Origin of the sequence: Marinobacter pelagius, assembly GCF_003315345.1 — a bacterium.
Taxonomy (GTDB): domain Bacteria; phylum Pseudomonadota; class Gammaproteobacteria; order Pseudomonadales; family Oleiphilaceae; genus Marinobacter; species Marinobacter pelagius_A.
Window position 1 is genome coordinate 1 of record NZ_QNRO01000016.1, and the last position, 16,343, is coordinate 16,343.

Here is a 16,343-nt window from a genome sequence, read left to right on the forward strand (position 1 = left end):
GCGGTTAGTGTTGGTTTTTTGTGTAGGAGCTTGAAATCATAACACTTTCAGCCGCTTCTTCCTTCCTTACGCTACCTTCTCATGAGAAATCCGGGTTAGCCATTTCCACCTTGCTGGATGGCACCCTCTGGGAGCTGAAACAGGCCTGGTCCGTTGCCGATCCCGGTGAGCCCCACGTAAACCGATTTGAGCAGTCAGAACTCTGGCACGATATCACCGGTGATGTTTTACCGGGTTCGGATTTCGTCACTGAAACCATCCGTTTGCCTTACGACTCGCCCATGGCACTGAATCGAGAATTGAAACTGTTAGGGGCTGGTTTCAAGGGTGATAGACGGAGAAAATCAATGACCTCTCCTGGTCGATATAAGACTATGTGCAGGGCTTATCCAGGATCTGAAATTGACGGTTATTTTGCTAGTTACGTGGCAGGTTGGGCCTACTGGCAACGCTAGGTTTTCAGGTCTGAATAACTGGTGATTTGGGCTGAGGGGGAAGAAGCGCTTTCCGGGACTGTTGAGGGCCATGGACGGCCCGAAACAAGCGCACATGGATGTGCTCGTAGCGTGTCCCGGAAAGCGCTTCTTCCTCCTCAGCTTGCACCGAAAGTAAAACTCTAAAGGTCTATCCCCAAAAATGGCCAAAAAAAGCTATTTCGTAACAGGTACCGACACCGGCGTCGGCAAAACCATGGTTTCCGCCGCCATACTCGAGGCCGCCAAAGCCCAGGGTAAACGCACCCTCGCCATGAAGCCGATTGCCTCCGGCTGCGACCAGACCCCCCAAGGCCTCCGCAACGAAGACGCCCTGATGCTCCAGCAGGCCATCACCGAAAAACTCTCCTACGACCAGATCAACCCCATCGCCCTCGAGCCCGCCATCGCCCCTCACGTGGCTGCCCAGCAAGCGGGCAAAACAGTTACCGCCCAGCGCCTTATCGGCTTCTGTCGTGGCCTCCAGATCCAGCCCGCCGACCTGCTTCTGGTAGAAGGCGCCGGCGGCTGGCGGGTCCCCCTGAACGACCGGGAAACCTACGCCGCCATGCCCCGGGAACTGGGCATGCCCGTCATCCTCGTTGTCGCCCTCAAACTAGGCTGCATCAACCACGCCTTATTGACCGCCGAAGCCATACGCTCGGATGGATTGAACGTTGCCGGCTGGGTTGCCAACCGGGTCGAAAGCGAGCCCATGGACTGCGAACAGGAAACTTTAAACTACCTGACCACCCATCTCGGCACCCCCTGCCTGGGCGTTCTGCCTTGGCTCGAACAGCCCGAGCCTGCCGCCCTGGCGCGCTACCTCAATATCAGCCCACTGTTCGACGCCTGAACCGATCTCTTCGTGTGCCGGCTGCCTCCAGAGCGGCCGGCACCTTCGTTCTCGCATCAGCCTGAAACACGCTCCGATACCCTCTCCCCGCCAACCGGGCAGGGTGATTTTCCTGTGCCCGAATGGCTGGCCACCCCACACAAATTTTCTATCCGGCTATTGACAATTCTGTGCCAGTAAACGTATGTTTCAAACAAGTGTTTAATTAAGGCCGCAGCGCGTGCCGTTGTGGTGTCTGAGCAAACCAAGGCCAAAGGCTGTTAACCCTGTTTCAGCTGAGACCGAGAACCGAGGTGGATTCCATGCCTGAATACAAAGCGCCCCTGCGTGACATCAAATTTGTTATGAACGAGCTGCTGGACAGCGAGCAGCACTACGCCAGTCTGGAAGGTGCCGAAGACGCCACTCCCGATATGGTGGACGCCATTATCCAGGAAGGTGCAAAGTTCTGTGAGCAGGTACTGTCTCCGCTGAACCAGGTGGGTGACCGGGAAGGATGCACCTGGAGCGAAGACGGTGTGAAGACACCGACCGGGTTCAAGGAAGCTTACCAGCAGTACGTCGAGGGTGGCTGGCCGTCCATGACCGCCGATCCTAACTACGGTGGCCAGGGCCTGCCGCATTCACTCGGCCTGGTCATGAGCGAAATGGTCGGTACCTCCAACTGGTCCTGGGGCATGTACCCGGGCCTGAGCCACGGCGCGACCAACACCATCGAAGCCCACGGCACCGAAGAACAGAAGCAGACCTATCTGACCAAGCTGATCAGCGGCGAGTGGACCGGCACCATGTGCCTGACCGAGCCGCACTGTGGTTCGGACCTGGGTACCCTGCGTAGTAAGGCCGAGCCCAACGCCGACGGCACCTACAGCATCACCGGTACCAAGATCTTCATCTCCGCCGGCGAGCACGACATGGCCGAGAACATCGTCCACATCGTTCTGGCCCGCCTGCCGGGTGCTCCGGAAGGTACCAAGGGTATCTCCCTGTTCATCGTGCCCAAGCAGCTGCCGAACGAAGACGGTTCTGCCGGTGAGCGTAACGCGGTTTCCTGTGGCTCCCTCGAGCACAAGATGGGTATCCACGGCAACGCCACCTGCGTCATGAACTTCGATGGCGCCAAGGGCTGGCTGATCGGGCCGGAGAACAAGGGCCTGAACTGCATGTTCACTTTCATGAACACTGCTCGTATCGGTACCGCCATCCAGGGCCTTGGAGCCGCCGAGCTGGGCTTCCAGGGTTCGCTGGCGTACGCCAAGGAACGTCTGGCCATGCGTTCACTGAGTGGCCCGAAGAATCCGGAAGGCATCGCCGATCCAATCATCGTGCATCCGGACGTACGCCGTATGCTGCTGACCCAGAAGGTCGTGGCCGAAGGTGCCCGCGCCCTGATTTACCTGGCCGGCCAGCAAGTGGACGTGGTCCACAGCGGCAAGACCGAGGAAGAGCGCAAGCAGGCGGACGCACTGCTGGGCTTCCTGACTCCGATCGCCAAGGCGTTCCTGACCGAGATCGGTTACGAGTCCGCCAACCTGGGTATGCAGGTATTCGGCGGCCACGGTTTCATCTCCGAGTGGGGCATGGAGCAGAACGTGCGTGACTCCCGCATCGGCATGATCTACGAAGGTACCACCGGTATCCAGGCGCTGGATCTGCTGGGCCGCAAGGTCTTGATGACCCAGGGCGAATCCCTCAAGGGCTTCACCAAGCTGGTACACGTGTTCTGCAAGGAGAACGCGGACAACGAGCAGCTGAAGGAATTCATCGAGCCGCTGGCAGCGATCAACAAGGAGTGGGGCGAGCTGACCACCAAGGTTGGCATGGCCGCCATGAAGAACCGCGAGGAAGTGGGTGCGGCCTCCGTGGACTACCTGATGTACTCCGGCTACGCCGTATTCGCCTACCTGTGGGCCCGTATGGCCAAGGTGGCCCTGGACAAGATGGTTGAGGGTACCACCGAGGAAATGTTCTACAACGCCAAGGTCCAGACCGCACGCTTCTACTTCAAGCGCATGCTGCCGCGGACCAAGGCGCACGCTGAAACCATGCTGGCCGGCGCGGATACGCTGCTGGACATGCCGGAAGAAGCTTTCGCCATCTGAGGCGGGCTCCGGTAGTGATCTGAAACAGAAAGCCCGTGCTCCCCGGAGGCGGGCTTTTTTCATGTGTTCTGACCGGGTTTCGGTTAAAATACCGGCCCATAACAAAATGACTTTCAGCGGACACATAGCCGAGCAGGCGTCGAGGTTCCGGGCAAGGCCCTCCTGCACCCTGCAAAGACTGACTAGAATTTTTGGAGAGTTTTAAATGGCTGATTATCAGGCACCGTTACGTGACATTCGCTTCGTGCTGAATGAAGTATTTGATGCGCCTGCTCTCTGGGCGTCCCTGCCCAAGGTGGCCGAAAACGTGGACCCGGAAACTGCAGATGCCATCCTCGAGGAGGCCGGCAAGATCGCCGGGGGTGTCCTGGCCCCCCTGAACCGCGAGGCGGACGAGCAGGGCAGCAAGTGGGATAACGGCGAAGTGACCGCGCCGGACGGCTTCAAGGAAGCTTACCAGACCATCGTGGAAGGTGGCTGGAACGGCCTGGGTGGCAACCCGGAATTCGGCGGCATGGGCATGCCCAAGACCCTGGTGGCCCAGTTCGAGGAAATGATGCAGGGCGCCAACATGGCGTTCGGTCTGGCCCCGATGCTGACCGCCGGTGCCTGCCTGGCCCTGGACGCCCACGGCAGCCAGGAGCTGAAAGAGAAATACCTGCCCAACATGTACTCGGGCGTCTGGTCCGGTGCCATGGACCTGACCGAGCCGCACGCCGGTACCGACCTGGGTATCATCCGTACCAAGGCCGAGCCGAACGACGACGGCTCTTTCAATGTCACCGGCACCAAGATCTTTATCACCTGGGGTGAGCACGACATGGCGGAGAATATCATCCACCTCGTGCTGGCCAAGCTCCCGGATGCGCCGAAGGGCCCGAAGGGAATTTCCCTGTTCCTGGTGCCCAAGTTCCTGGTGAACGAGGATGGTTCCCTGGGTGAGCGTAACAGCTTCAGCTGTGGTTCCATCGAGAAGAAGATGGGCATCAAGGGCTCTGCCACCTGCGTCATGAACTTTGACGGCGCCAAGGGCTGGCTCGTGGGTGAAGAGAACAAGGGCCTGGCCGCCATGTTCACCATGATGAACTACGAGCGTCTGGGCGTGGGCATCCAGGGCATCGGCGCCGCCGAAGCATCTCTGCAGAATGCCCGCGAGTACGCCCTGGACCGTATTCAGAGCCGTGCCCCGAGCGGTGCCCAGCAGCCTGAAAAAGCCGCTGACCCGATCATCGTGCATCCCGACGTGCGCCGCATGCTGCTGACCATGAAGGGCTATGTTGAAGGTGGCCGTGCCTTCTCCACCTACGTGGCCCAGTGGCTGGATATCTCCAAGTATGCGGACGACGACGAGCGTCGCAAGCATGCCGAAGGTATGGTGGCGCTGCTCACTCCGGTGGCCAAGGCATTCCTGACGGATCGGGGTCTCGAGGCCTGTATTCTGGGTCAGCAGGTATTTGGCGGCCACGGTTTCGTCCGTGAGTGGGGCCAGGAACAGCTGGTCCGGGACTGCCGGATTACCCAGATTTATGAAGGCACCAACGGCATTCAGGCACTGGATCTGATGGGCCGCAAGGTAGTTGGTAGCCAGGGCAAGCTGTACGAACTGTTCGCCCAGGACGTCGCCAATTTCCTGGAGGAAAATGCCGACAACGAGCACCTGCACCCGTTCATTGAACCGCTGGCCGCTGCGGTGGAGCGTCTGGATGACGTCACCGAGCATGTGCTTGGCCAGGCCGGTAACTCACCGGATGCCGTCGGTGCCGCCTCGGTGGATTACCTGGACCTGTTCGGTCTGACCGCCCTGGGCTTCATGTGGGCGAAAATCGTCAAGGCAGCTGCGCCACAGGCAGACAGTGATACGTCCGGCTTCTATTCTGGCAAGGTGAAGACGGCACGCTTCTACTTTGACCGTCTGTTGCCGAAGACCGTCTCCCTGGCGGAGAGCATCCGCAGTGGCAGCTATGCCATGATGGCATTGACCGCAGAAGAGTTCTGATCGCATATTTGGCGCATCTGAACGTGAAAAGGCAGGTCTTCGGACCTGCCTTTTCTTTTTCCGGTTCCAGGAGTTGGGGCGGCATCCCGGTCAGAGCTGTTCCATCTGCTCCGGATTGGCCACGAACGGATTTTCGTTGCCCTGGATTTCCGCGATCCGGCGATGGCGGGTCAGTTCGGTGTCATCCGGTGGGTCCGACCGGTTCCACCCCTTGAAAACCGAGGTGGCCCCCAGCCAGGGCAGATCATAGGTGGTAACCATGTAGGCCATGGTCCGGGCCACATCGCCCTTCACCCGCTCCGGTGGCTCGAAAAACTGGGCGCTGGCCAGGATGCCACACTCGTCGGGCTTGGCAACCTCGCCAATGTTATCGTAGCGGACGTTGCGCCGCTGCATCTCGATCCGGCTGCGAACCGGGACCATGTTGTGCAGGTCCGAGGCGATCTGGCGGTAGCGGTTGTCCTGGTTGCACTGTCGTGAGGTCCCGCAGGAAAGCGCGCTGCGGATATCCGCCAGGGGATACACATAGCCATCCGTCAGCAGGAAGCCCTTGCTGGAAAAGGGCGTATTGCAGAAAAAGGATTGCCCGCCATCGGCATAGAGCTTGCCCCAGAATTCGTCCTTGATGACTGTGTCCGGGTCACTGAACCGGGTGTTCTGGCCGATAACGGCGGTGGTGGCGATCAGCAGGAGGAAGGCGGCGGAAAGGATCGGAAATTTTTTCATACGCCATTTATACCTCGCAGTGTCTGGAAGCACCCTGTCCCTTCAGGCCTGTCACCGGGGACAGTCTGAGGTCTCAAAGTCTGACGCTTCGTTCACTTGTACCGTGAAGTATGGCACAAAGACCCTCATCGCGAGGGTCTTCGGGGCAGGAACCTGCGACCTTGTGGTGGGTCGCGCTCCTTTTACTTGAGCTTTTTGCGGATATTCTGGTAGCCGGTCTTCAGGTCTTCGCCGAGTTTTTGCGCAGTCTGACGGGCTTCCTGGCTGGCTTCCCCGGTATCGTGCAGGACCTGGTCAACCTTGTTGCGGAACCGGTCCCAGTCCTGCTCCAGGTCATCCCATTCGTCCTTGACGTCTTCGCGAGCCAGATGGAGCTGAACCCGGGCTTCGTCCCGGTACTGTTTCACTTTTTCCGACAGTTTCTTGAGTTCTTCTTGAACACTCATTTCAGGCACCTCCTTGGTTAGATGGTGGGATAACAATGCGCCTGAACCGGAAAAACTGTCAAGTACGGGAGTGGCCTGAATATGAACGGATTTCAGCGGGTTGACTCAGGTCACGATTTTGCGGCGAGAAGTGCGGACATATCCCGCAGGTAATGCCAGGGGGAGAGATCATCGAAGCCCTTGGCTGCGCGGTCGATCTGGCTGCACAGGCGGGTGGCCTGTTGTAGCTGGCCAGGGCTCAGGCGGCGGGCGGCACGCTCGAGCACCCGGGCGCGCTGGGGCTGGAATACGCCCCGCTTCTTCAGGAAGGCGGTGGGGTTTTCGCCCTGACCCGCGGCTGCCCGTAGCTCGGCTACCAGGTTCAGATCCCGGTTGAGCACGGCCAGCAGGCCCAGCGGATTCTCGCCTTCCTGTTGCAGCACCCCGATCATTTTTCCGGCATGGGGCGCTCTGCCTGCGAGCAGCTCCAGCACCAGTTCAAAACCGTTGAAGCGGGAGCTGTCCTGGACCGCCTGCTCGATAGTTTCCTCGTCGATGGTGTTGCCGTTGGTCAGCAGCGCCAGTCGGTCCAGCTCCTGGCTCGCGGCCAGCAGGTTGCCCTCCAGCCGTTCCGCAAGCATGGCCAGAGAACCCCGGGTCAGGTGCAGACCCTGACGGTTGGCACGCTGCTGTAGCCAGCCTTCGAACTTGTCGGCATCCACCGGCCAGACCGGGACGTGAACGCCCTTGCCCTGCAGCTCCTTGTACCATTTACGCCGGGTCTCGGCGGCATCGAGGCGGGTGCTGATCAGTAGCAGGATGATGTCTTCGGGAGGCTGCTGGAGCACCTGTTCCAGTACCGGGCGGCCATCGCCGAGTTTGCCCGTGGGCAGGTGGATCTCGATCCGTCGCTTCTCGGCGAACAGGGACATGGCATTGAACTCGTCCGCAACCGTACTCCAGTTCAGCTGATGGTCGGCGTGAAAGGTCAGGCGGTCATGGAAACCCGCTTCCCGCGCCGCCTTGCGGATCTGGTCGCAGCATTCCTGTACCAGCAGGGGCTCGTCACCGGAAACCAGGTATACCGGAGCCAGGCCTTTCTTGAGCAGTTGGGGGAGCTGGGCCGGTTGGGTCTTCATGGCTGATCGGCGTTGGGTTCTGCCGGTGGGTTGTTGGCCCGGTAGTCCTCGCGGATTGCCTGGATCCGCGTTTCGGTCATCGGTGCCAGGCGGAACAGGATCTGCTGGGCCAGCCGGTCGTTCATGCGCTGTTCCAGCTCGTCCTGTTCCCGTTGCTTGGCCAGGATATTGGTTTCATCGTACCGGTAGCTCTCCCGGACACTCAGCTCGGTGTCCGCAATCAGCGGAACCCGGTCGTCGGTGATCAGCTCGATGCGCACGGCTTGGGTCAGGGTATATTCGGCGGCAGCCGCCCGGACGGTGATGGCCGAGGCGCGACGATCCTGGGAGAAGGACTTCAGGTCCAGGACATAGGCTGCATTGTTTGCTTCTGTGGTCTCGATCCCGCCCAGTTCCAGTTGCTCTTTCAATGACAGACACAGGGTGTCCGGGATCTGTGAACCGCATTTCACGGCCAGCGGCTGCAGTGCCGCCGGCACCGGCGAGGTGCCCCGCAGCTGAAAACCGCACCCGGCCAGCACGGCGGCCAGCGCGAGTGCAGTAGCCCGAACAGCCGCGGTTTTCAGAGCAGGGCGGAATGCCATATCAGTTGGCCACCACATTCACCAGTTTGCCGGGGACCACGATGACCTTGCGGACGGTCTTGCCCTCGGTAAAGCGCATGACGTTCTCGTTCTCCAGCGCCAGCTTTTCCAGATCCGCCTTGGCAATATCCGCCGGAACGTCTTCCTTGGCCCGGACCTTGCCGTTGACCTGCAGCACCACCTGGATCTGACTGCGAACCATCGCCTTCTCATCCGCTTCCGGCCAGGACGCCTGGACCACCGGCTCCTCGTGACCGAGGCTCTGCCAGAGCTGGTGGCAGATGTGCGGAACGATCGGAGAGAGGACCAGAACCGCAGTGTCCAGGGCTTCCTGGCGAACCGCGCGGCTCTGGGGCTCGTCATCACCCAGTTTGCCGACTTCGTTCAGCAACTCCATCACGGCAGCGATGGCGGTGTTGAAGGTCAGACGGCGACTGATGTCGTCACTGACCTTGGAAATGGTTTCGTGGGTCTTGCGGCGCAGGTCTTTCTGGGCGTCGTTCAATGCTGCCACGTCCACAGCCGGAGCCGGGCCACCGGCGGTGTGCTCGTTCACCATCCGCCACAGGCGCTTCAGGAACCGGTGGGCACCCTCGACGCCGCTGTCGGACCACTCCAGGGACTGCTCCGGCGGGGCTGCGAACATCATGAACAGGCGCACGGTGTCGGCGCCAAATTCGTCGATGATGGCCTGTGGGTCGATGCCGTTGTTCTTGGACTTGGACATCTTGGTGACGCCACCGATCTCCACCGGCTCACCGTCGGAAGCCAGAACCGCCCGGACCACCTGGCCCTTGCTGTCCCGCTCGACCGTGACATCCGCCGGATTGAACCAGGTCTTGCCCCCGTTCTCGTCGTTACGATAGTAAGTCTCGGCCAGCACCATGCCCTGGGTCAGCAGTCGCTTGAACGGCTCGGAGCTGTTCACCAGGCCCACATCCCGCAGCAGCTTGTGGAAGAAGCGGGCATACAGAAGGTGCAGGATGGCGTGCTCGATACCACCGATGTACTGGTCCACCGGCAGCCAGTAGTTGGCGGCGGCCGGGTCCAGCATGCCCTTGTCGTAGTTGGGGCTGCAGAACCGGGCGTAATACCAGGACGACTCCATGAAAGTGTCGAAGGTGTCGGTTTCCAGGGTCGCCGGCTGACCGTTGTATTCAGTCTTGCACCATTCCGGATCGGCCTTGATCGGGGACTGGACACCGTCCATTTCCACGTCTTCCGGCAGGCGAACCGGCAGGCGGTCATCGGGCACCGGCATTTCGGTACCGTCTTCCAGGGTCATCATCGGAATCGGCGCGCCCCAGTAACGCTGACGGGAGACGCCCCAGTCACGCAGGCGGTAGTTGACGGTGCGCTTGCCGATGCCATTGTCTTCCAGGTACTTCGCGATCTCGTCGAAGGCTTCCTCGCTGGTCAGGCCGCTGTACTTGCCGGAAGAAACCAGAGTGCCCTTCTCGGTGAACGCCTTCTCCTGAACGTCGATTTCACGACCGTCCAGCGCGGCAATCACCTGCTTGATCGGCAGGCGGTATTTCAGGGCAAACTCGTGATCCCGCTCGTCATGACCCGGTACCGCCATCAGGGCGCCGGTGCCGTAATCCATCAGTACGAAGTTGGCGATCCAGACCGGGATCTCTTCCTGGGTCAGCGGGTGGATGGCTTTGAAGCCGGTATCGATGCCTTTCTTCTCCATGGTGGCCAGCTCGGCCTCGGCCACCTTGCTGTTGCGGCACTCATCCACGAACCCGGCGACATCACGGTGACGCTCCGCCGACTCTTTCGCCAGCGGATGCTCGGCGGCAACGGCCATGTAACTCACGCCCATCAGGGTGTCCGGGCGGGTGGTGTAGACGGTCAGGCCTTCATCACGATCCTTCAGAGGGAAGGTCAGCTCGGTACCCTCGGACTTGCCGATCCAGTTCCGCTGCATGGTCTTGACCTGCTCGGGCCAGCCTTCCATGTCTTCCAGATCGTTCAGCAGTTCCTCGGCATAATCGGTAATGCGGATGAACCACTGGGGAATCTTCTTCTGCTCCACCAGCGCACCGGAGCGCCAGCCCCGGCCGTCAACCACCTGCTCGTTGGCCAGCACGGTCTGGTCCACCGGGTCCCAGTTCACGGTGGACATCTTCTTGTACACCAGGCCCTTTTCATACAGACGGGCAAAGAACCACTGCTCCCAGCGGTAATAGTCGGGATCACAGGTGGCCAGCTCCCGGCTCCAGTCATACCCGAAGCCCAGCTGCTTGAGCTGCTTTTTCATGTAGTCAATATTGGAACGGGTCCACTTGGCCGGCGCGGTCTTGTTGGCAATGGCGGCGTTCTCGGCGGGCAGACCGAAAGCATCCCAGCCCATGGGCTGCATGACGTTCTTGCCCTGCATGCGCTGGTAGCGGGAAATCACGTCGCCGATGGTGTAGTTGCGGACGTGGCCCATGTGCAGCTTGCCGCTGGGGTAGGGAAACATGGAGAGGCAGTAGTACTTGGGTTTGCCCGGCTCTTCCGTCACCTTGAAGGTTTCGTTCTTCTCCCAGAATTCGCGGGCGGTCTGTTCTACTTCACGTGGGTTATATTGCTCGTCCATTCCTGCCATTACCAAAATTACCCTGTGTTCAGATAGAGGTTCGAAGGGGCCGAACATTCTAACGCACACGGGGCTTAACAGGTAGTCTGCCAATTTTCCTTTCCTGTGCCAGACTTGTAGTTATGGTGAAGGTCGCTGGGTGGTACGGCTTCCCAGGACACGCCGTGAATACGTCCCTGTAGGCTTGAGTGCAGCATCCATGCTGCACACAGTCCTGGGAAGCCGTACCACCCAGCGCCCCGGACCTCAGCAGTGAATTCATGGAGGCTTGAACGCACGCAGAGAGTTCGGGAGTCAGGGTATGGAGGGCCTCTGCGGGACTGTGCGCAGCAGGGAAGCTGCGCTCAAGCGTACATGGATGTATTTACAGCGTGTCCCGCAGAGGCCCTCCATACCCTGGCTCTTGCACCGAAACCCGAAAAAAGGAGCCGACATGACAGAACCAGAACGCAACCACCTATCAGGCAAGGCCCTCGAGGTCTACGACCGGATGCTCGAGCGGGTGCAGACCCGCATGAAGGAACTCCAGGAAACGTCTCTGGACACCCTGGAGGAGGAAATCCAGAAAGCCGTCGAATTCGAGTACGAGCTGGAAGAAATGACCCGGGAAGAAGCCGACCTGCTGGGCGCCTACCTGGAACGGGATCTGAAACACCTTATGCACTTCGTGGACGAGACCGGCGAAGGGCTCAAGGAGTGGTTGCAGCTGGACATCTCACTGCTGGAGCACCAGTTGGCAGACAGCCTGCTGTCAGTGGCCGACCAGACCCGAGTCGAAACCCTGGAGCTGAACCAGAAACTCGAGAACGATGACGCCGGCCACTACATCTCCGGCGAGGTGGCCACCGCGGGTATGTTCCGGTGCCTGAACTGTAACCACATGCGCTGCCTGACGGCGACCAGTCACCTGGAGCCTTGTGAGGCGTGTGGCTCGCATTACTATGAGCGGGTGACCAGCCGCTGGCCGCGCAAGACGGAGTAGGGGCGCCAGGACGGGATCAGAAGAACGTAACTCAGGGGTCTGATTAACTCAGGGGTCTGATGAAAACCTTCATCTGACCCCATCTTGATTTCCAACTCGGGGTCAGAAGAACAAGTTCTTCAGACCCCTGTGCCACGTCCAACTCAGGGGTCTGATGAAAACTTTCATCTGACCCCATGTTGATTTCCAACTCGGGGTCAGAAGAACAAGTTCTTCAGACCCCTGTGCCGCGGCGCCAACTTCAGGTCCAGCCCCACCTTCACCCGGCACTCCGGGGAATCACCCTTTCCCGCACAAACACAATCAGAATCGCCGCCAGCGTCAACACCGGCCAGGACCCCGTCTGCATATACGGCGTACTCCCGCTCGCAGTAAACGCCTCGCCGGTCAGCGTTGCCCGCTCAAACTGCGGGATCCGCTCGGTGATCTGGCCCTTCTCGTTGATGATCGCTGTCACCCCGTTGTTGGTGCCACGGAGCATGTAGCGGCCGGTTTCGAGGGCGCGCATACGGGCGATCTGCAGATGCTGCAGGGGGCCGATGGAATCGCCGAACCAGCCGTCGTTGCTGATGGTCAGCAGCAGGCCGGCGCTGCGGCTGTTGAAGGCTACGAAATCCGGGTAGGCCACTTCGTAGCAGATAAACGGCATCACGTTGATGCCGTTGGCCTTGAGCGGCTCCTGCCACTCCGGGCCCTTGCTGAAGCTGCTCATGGGCAGGTCGAAGAAGCCGATCAGGCCACGGAGCACACTCTGCAGCGGCACGTATTCGCCAAAGGGCACCAGCTTCTGCTTGTGGTACATGCCACCACCGTTGCCGATGGCCATGATGCTGTTGTGGTAGGTGAAGTCCTCGATCCGGTCGCTGAAGCCATACCAGGGAATGCCGGTGATCAGGGTGCTGTTTTCTCCGAGCTGTTCGTCAATATGCTCGATGATCTTGCCCGCCTGGTCCTGGGTGATCGGGATTGCGGTTTCCGGCCATAGAATCAGGTCGGTGTCCCAGTGGTCCTCGGTCAGGGTCAGGTAGGTGACAATCTGGTCCCGGAGGAAGTCCGGGTCCCACTTCACCTGTTGGGGAATATTGCCCTGCATGGCGGCGAAGGTGGTGGGCTGGTCGCTGATCTCGGTCCACTCGATCCGGTTCATGGCCGGAGCAACGATCCAGGGAATCAGGGCAAGGCCCAGTACCGCTCCGGATGCTATCCGACGCTGACGCAGGAACAGCCAGCCAGCGGCATAGGCGGCTACGCCGGTGACCGTCACCCAGAAGGTAACCCCGTGCACGCCGGTCAGAGGCGCCAGCCCGGCGAGGGGGCCATCGGTGTGGGCGGTGCCGAGGTACAGCCAGGGAAAACCGGTCAGCAGCCAGCCGCGCAGCCAGTCGCCGAGGATCCAGATAGCGGGGAACAGGATCAGCCGGCGTACCGCGCTCTCTTTGGCCAGCTTGCCCCAGAACCAGAACGCCAGGGCGTGGAACAGCGCCAGACCCATGACAAACAGCACGGTCAGCAGGATGGCGATCGGAATGGAGGTGTTACCGTGCTCACTGATGCTGATGTAAACCCAGCTGGCACCGGTGGCGAACAGCCCGAGACCGGTAAACCAGCCGGCCCGGAACAGTTGGCCGGGGGCGGCAGGAATAGTCACCAGGAGAATCAGGAATACCGACACCGGCCCCAACCACCACAGATTGAAGGGTGCGAAGGTCAGGGTCTGGAGGGCACCCGCAACAATGAGGGTGAGGGCGCCCAGCCAGGGAATGCCGTTCAGCGGGGTACTCAGGGTGGTGCGGGTGGTGTTACTGCTCACTTCGGGTTACCTGCAACAGACGAATGACACGGTTATCGGCGTTGGCAATAGTAAACTGCAAACCACCGAATTCAACCGTTTCACCGCGTCTGGGCAGGTGACCGAATTCTTTGAGAACCACGCCACCGATGGTATCGAACTCTTCCTCGTCCAGTTCGGTCTGGAAGAATTCGTTGAAATCGTCCACCGGCGTGACCGCCTTGACCGCAAAGGAGCCATCGCCCCGGGCCTTGATGTTGGTCTCCTCGTCGAAGTCGTGTTCGTCCTCGATTTCGCCAACAATCTGCTCCAGCACGTCCTCGATGGTGATCAGGCCGGCGGTGCCGCCGTACTCGTCCACCACGATGGCCATGTGGTTGCGGTTTTCCTTGAATTCCTTGAGCAGCTGGTTCAGGCGCTTGCTCTCGGGCACGAAATTGGGCGGGCGCAGGATCTCGCGGATGCGGTTCCAGTTCAGTTCGTTGTTCATGGCCAGAGGTAGCAGGTCCTTGGCCAACAGAATGCCGATCACATCATCCTGGCTGTCGCCGATGACCGGAAAACGGCTGTGGGCAGAAGAAATGATTTCCCCGAGGAATTCCTTTGGCTCCTGGGAGGCTTTCACGGTGACCATCTGGGAGCGGGGAATCATGATTTCATCGACCCGCATGTCGATCACCTGCATGGCACCTTCGATGATGCTCATGGCATCGACATCGATGATGTTCTGGGACTCCGCGTCCCGCAGGATTTCCAGCACGTCCTCGACGGACTCAGGCCCGCTGGAGAAGGCCTGTGATATACGCTCCAGCCAGGACTTGCTGCCCTGACTGCGACTCGACTGATCGTCGCTCATGAGTCTTGTTCCGTTTCCTCTGCTTCGTAGGGGTTATCGTATCCGAGCTGTTTCAGCAGCCGGATCTCGAGGCCTTCCATAACCTCGGCATCTTCATCTTCGATATGATCGTAGCCCTGCAGGTGCAACATGCCGTGCACCACCATATGGGCCCAGTGTGCTTCGATCGTTTTATGCTGTTCGCCGGCCTCTTTTTCAACAACCGGCGCACAAATAACGAGATCTCCCGCCAATGGGACCGTTATACCCGCTGGCGGCTCAAATGGGAAGGACAATACATTGGTCGGTTTGTCCTTGCCGCGGTACTCGTGATTGAGCTCCTGGCTCTCGAGAGCACCGACAATACGGATCGTCACCTCGGACGGATGCTCGCCCAGCCAGGCCGCCTGTGCCCATTTCTGGAACAGGGCTTCATCGGGCACGCCCTCGCCGTCATACACGTTCTGGAAATCAACCGTCAGCTCGCTCACTGGCCCGTGGCACTCCCGTCATCAAAGGAATCGTAAGCCTCGACAATCCGCTGCACCAGCGGGTGGCGGACCACATCTTTGGCATCAAAGCGGGTAAAGCCGATACCGGACACCTTGCTCAGCACATTGGCGGCATGGATCAGCCCGGAGTTCTGCCCGCGGGGCAGGTCCACCTGGGTAGTGTCGCCGGTGATTACTGCGGTTGAGCCGAATCCGATCCGGGTCAGGAACATCTTCATCTGCTCCCGGGTGGTGTTCTGGCTCTCGTCCAGGATGATGAAAGAATTGTTCAGGGTCCGGCCGCGCATGAAGGCCAGCGGCGCAATCTCGATCACGCTCTTCTCGATCAGCCGGGTGACCTGGTCAAAGCCGAGCATCTCGTAGAGGGCGTCGTACAGTGGACGCAGGTACGGATCCACCTTCTGAGCCAGGTCCCCGGGCAGGAAACCCAGCTTCTCGCCGGCCTCGACGGCCGGGCGGACCAGCAGGATGCGCTTCACCTGCTCATCCTTCAGCGCCTCCACCGCACAGGCCACCGCCAGCCAGGTCTTGCCGGTCCCGGCCGGACCGATGCCGAAGTTGATATCGTGGGTGCGGATATTATGCACATACTTCTGCTGGTTCCGGCCCCGGGGCTTGGCGGTCAGCTTGGGGGTCTTGATGACCGTGACCTGGCCTTCGTCATACGGCACGTCATCAGGGAGGCGCTCGATGCCGGTTTCCCGGATGAACAGGTGCACGGTATCCGGCGGGATATCGTCGGTGGCCTCGGTTTCCCGGTACAGATGGCGGATCACTTCCACCGCCGCGGCGACGTGTTCGGTCTCGCCCTCGACGCGGAAATGATGGCCCCGGCGACCGACTTTTACCTCAAGGCGTTTCTCGATCATCTTGAGGTTTTCATCGAACTGGCCGCACAGGGTGGTCAGACGGCGCTGGTCTACCGGGTGCAGGTCGAATTGTCTGGTGTCGTGTGTGTTCAATCTTGCTCCGTTTTTACTCCCCTGGGTTCCTGGGGAGTCAGCTGTTCAGAATTTTGGAGTAGGGCCCCGCTCCCCGGCCGATCTTATTATTTGCAGGCCCGTTGGTTTAAAAACAAGTGGCAGCCTTTTGGAGGCCGGTTTGAAGTTGGGGTCAGATGAAAGCTTTCATCTGACCCCTGTGCAATAACGGACCCCTGAAGAACTCAGCTCCGAATATGACTCGCATGCAGCTGTGCGGCCTGCGGAGAGTGGTGAGTACCCCCTCCCAAAAATGTTGAAGGCCATGGATGGCCTGAAACAAGCGCACATGGACGTGCTCGTAGCGGTTTTTGGGAGGGGGTACTCACCACTCGCCAAGCTACAATCCCGAGACGA

Annotated in this window: 13 protein-coding genes; 4 read left to right on the plus strand and 9 right to left on the minus strand. The window is 60.0% G+C overall.

The window, feature by feature from the left end; all coding sequences use genetic code 11:
- The first annotated feature begins 636 nt into the window (after positions 1 to 636).
- From bioD to DET50_RS13535, 3 genes are all read left to right on the plus strand, one after another.
- Positions 637 to 1,329, plus strand: a complete 693-nt coding sequence (bioD, locus tag DET50_RS13525) for a dethiobiotin synthase (protein ID WP_113863372.1) — start codon at positions 637 to 639, stop codon at positions 1,327 to 1,329.
- Positions 1,330 to 1,631: 302 nt separating this feature from the next.
- Positions 1,632 to 3,431, plus strand: coding sequence for an acyl-CoA dehydrogenase C-terminal domain-containing protein (locus DET50_RS13530; protein WP_113863373.1), 1,800 nt, complete (start codon positions 1,632 to 1,634; stop codon positions 3,429 to 3,431).
- A gap of 205 nt (positions 3,432 to 3,636) precedes the next feature.
- Positions 3,637 to 5,427 carry an acyl-CoA dehydrogenase C-terminal domain-containing protein gene (locus DET50_RS13535; RefSeq protein WP_113863374.1) on the plus strand — a complete coding sequence of 597 codons (1,791 nt, stop codon included), beginning with the start codon at positions 3,637 to 3,639 and terminating at the stop codon, positions 5,425 to 5,427.
- 90 nt (positions 5,428 to 5,517) lie between these two features.
- Here DET50_RS13535 and DET50_RS13540 read toward each other — a convergent pair whose 3' ends face one another.
- The 5 genes from DET50_RS13540 to leuS form a co-directional block, all read right to left on the minus strand.
- Positions 5,518 to 6,153 (minus strand): endonuclease, encoded by a 636-nt coding sequence (locus tag DET50_RS13540; protein ID WP_113863375.1) that lies wholly within the window; start codon positions 6,151 to 6,153, stop codon positions 5,518 to 5,520.
- 182 nt (positions 6,154 to 6,335) lie between these two features.
- Entirely contained in the window at positions 6,336 to 6,599 is a 264-nt protein-coding gene (locus DET50_RS13545) for a hypothetical protein (protein WP_113863376.1), read from the minus strand.
- Between the two features lie 110 nt (positions 6,600 to 6,709).
- Positions 6,710 to 7,717, minus strand: coding sequence for a DNA polymerase III subunit delta (holA, locus tag DET50_RS13550; RefSeq protein ID WP_113863377.1), 1,008 nt, complete (start codon positions 7,715 to 7,717; stop codon positions 6,710 to 6,712).
- On the minus strand, positions 7,714 to 8,301 hold the full coding sequence (locus DET50_RS13555; RefSeq protein WP_113863378.1) for an LPS-assembly lipoprotein LptE: 588 nt from the start codon (positions 8,299 to 8,301) through the stop codon (positions 7,714 to 7,716). The genes holA and DET50_RS13555 overlap by 4 nt, the downstream gene beginning before the upstream one ends.
- Before the next feature lies 1 nt (position 8,302).
- On the minus strand, positions 8,303 to 10,888 hold the full coding sequence (gene leuS / locus DET50_RS13560) for a leucine--tRNA ligase (protein ID WP_113863445.1): 2,586 nt from the start codon (positions 10,886 to 10,888) through the stop codon (positions 8,303 to 8,305).
- Between the two features lie 433 nt (positions 10,889 to 11,321).
- On the opposite strand from leuS, the gene DET50_RS13565 reads away from it, so the two are divergent.
- Positions 11,322 to 11,870, plus strand: a complete 549-nt coding sequence (locus DET50_RS13565) for a zinc ribbon-containing protein (protein WP_092001037.1) — start codon at positions 11,322 to 11,324, stop codon at positions 11,868 to 11,870.
- Between the two features lie 259 nt (positions 11,871 to 12,129).
- On the opposite strand, the gene lnt is transcribed toward DET50_RS13565, so the two are convergent.
- From lnt to DET50_RS13585, 4 genes are read right to left on the minus strand one after another with little or no spacing between them, the layout of a single operon-like run.
- Positions 12,130 to 13,680, minus strand: a complete 1,551-nt coding sequence (gene lnt, locus DET50_RS13570; RefSeq protein WP_113863379.1) for an apolipoprotein N-acyltransferase — start codon at positions 13,678 to 13,680, stop codon at positions 12,130 to 12,132.
- The gene (locus DET50_RS13575) at positions 13,670 to 14,515 is read right to left on the minus strand and encodes an HlyC/CorC family transporter (RefSeq protein ID WP_113863380.1); all 846 of its coding nucleotides are present in this window, start codon (positions 14,513 to 14,515) and stop codon (positions 13,670 to 13,672) included. Before DET50_RS13575 ends, lnt begins: the two co-directional genes overlap by 11 nt.
- On the minus strand, positions 14,512 to 14,985 hold the full coding sequence (ybeY, locus tag DET50_RS13580; RefSeq protein ID WP_113863381.1) for an rRNA maturation RNase YbeY: 474 nt from the start codon (positions 14,983 to 14,985) through the stop codon (positions 14,512 to 14,514). Before ybeY ends, DET50_RS13575 begins: the two co-directional genes overlap by 4 nt.
- On the minus strand, positions 14,982 to 15,968 hold the full coding sequence (locus tag DET50_RS13585; protein WP_113863382.1) for a PhoH family protein: 987 nt from the start codon (positions 15,966 to 15,968) through the stop codon (positions 14,982 to 14,984). Before DET50_RS13585 ends, ybeY begins: the two co-directional genes overlap by 4 nt.
- Between the last annotated feature and the right edge of the window lie 375 nt (positions 15,969 to 16,343).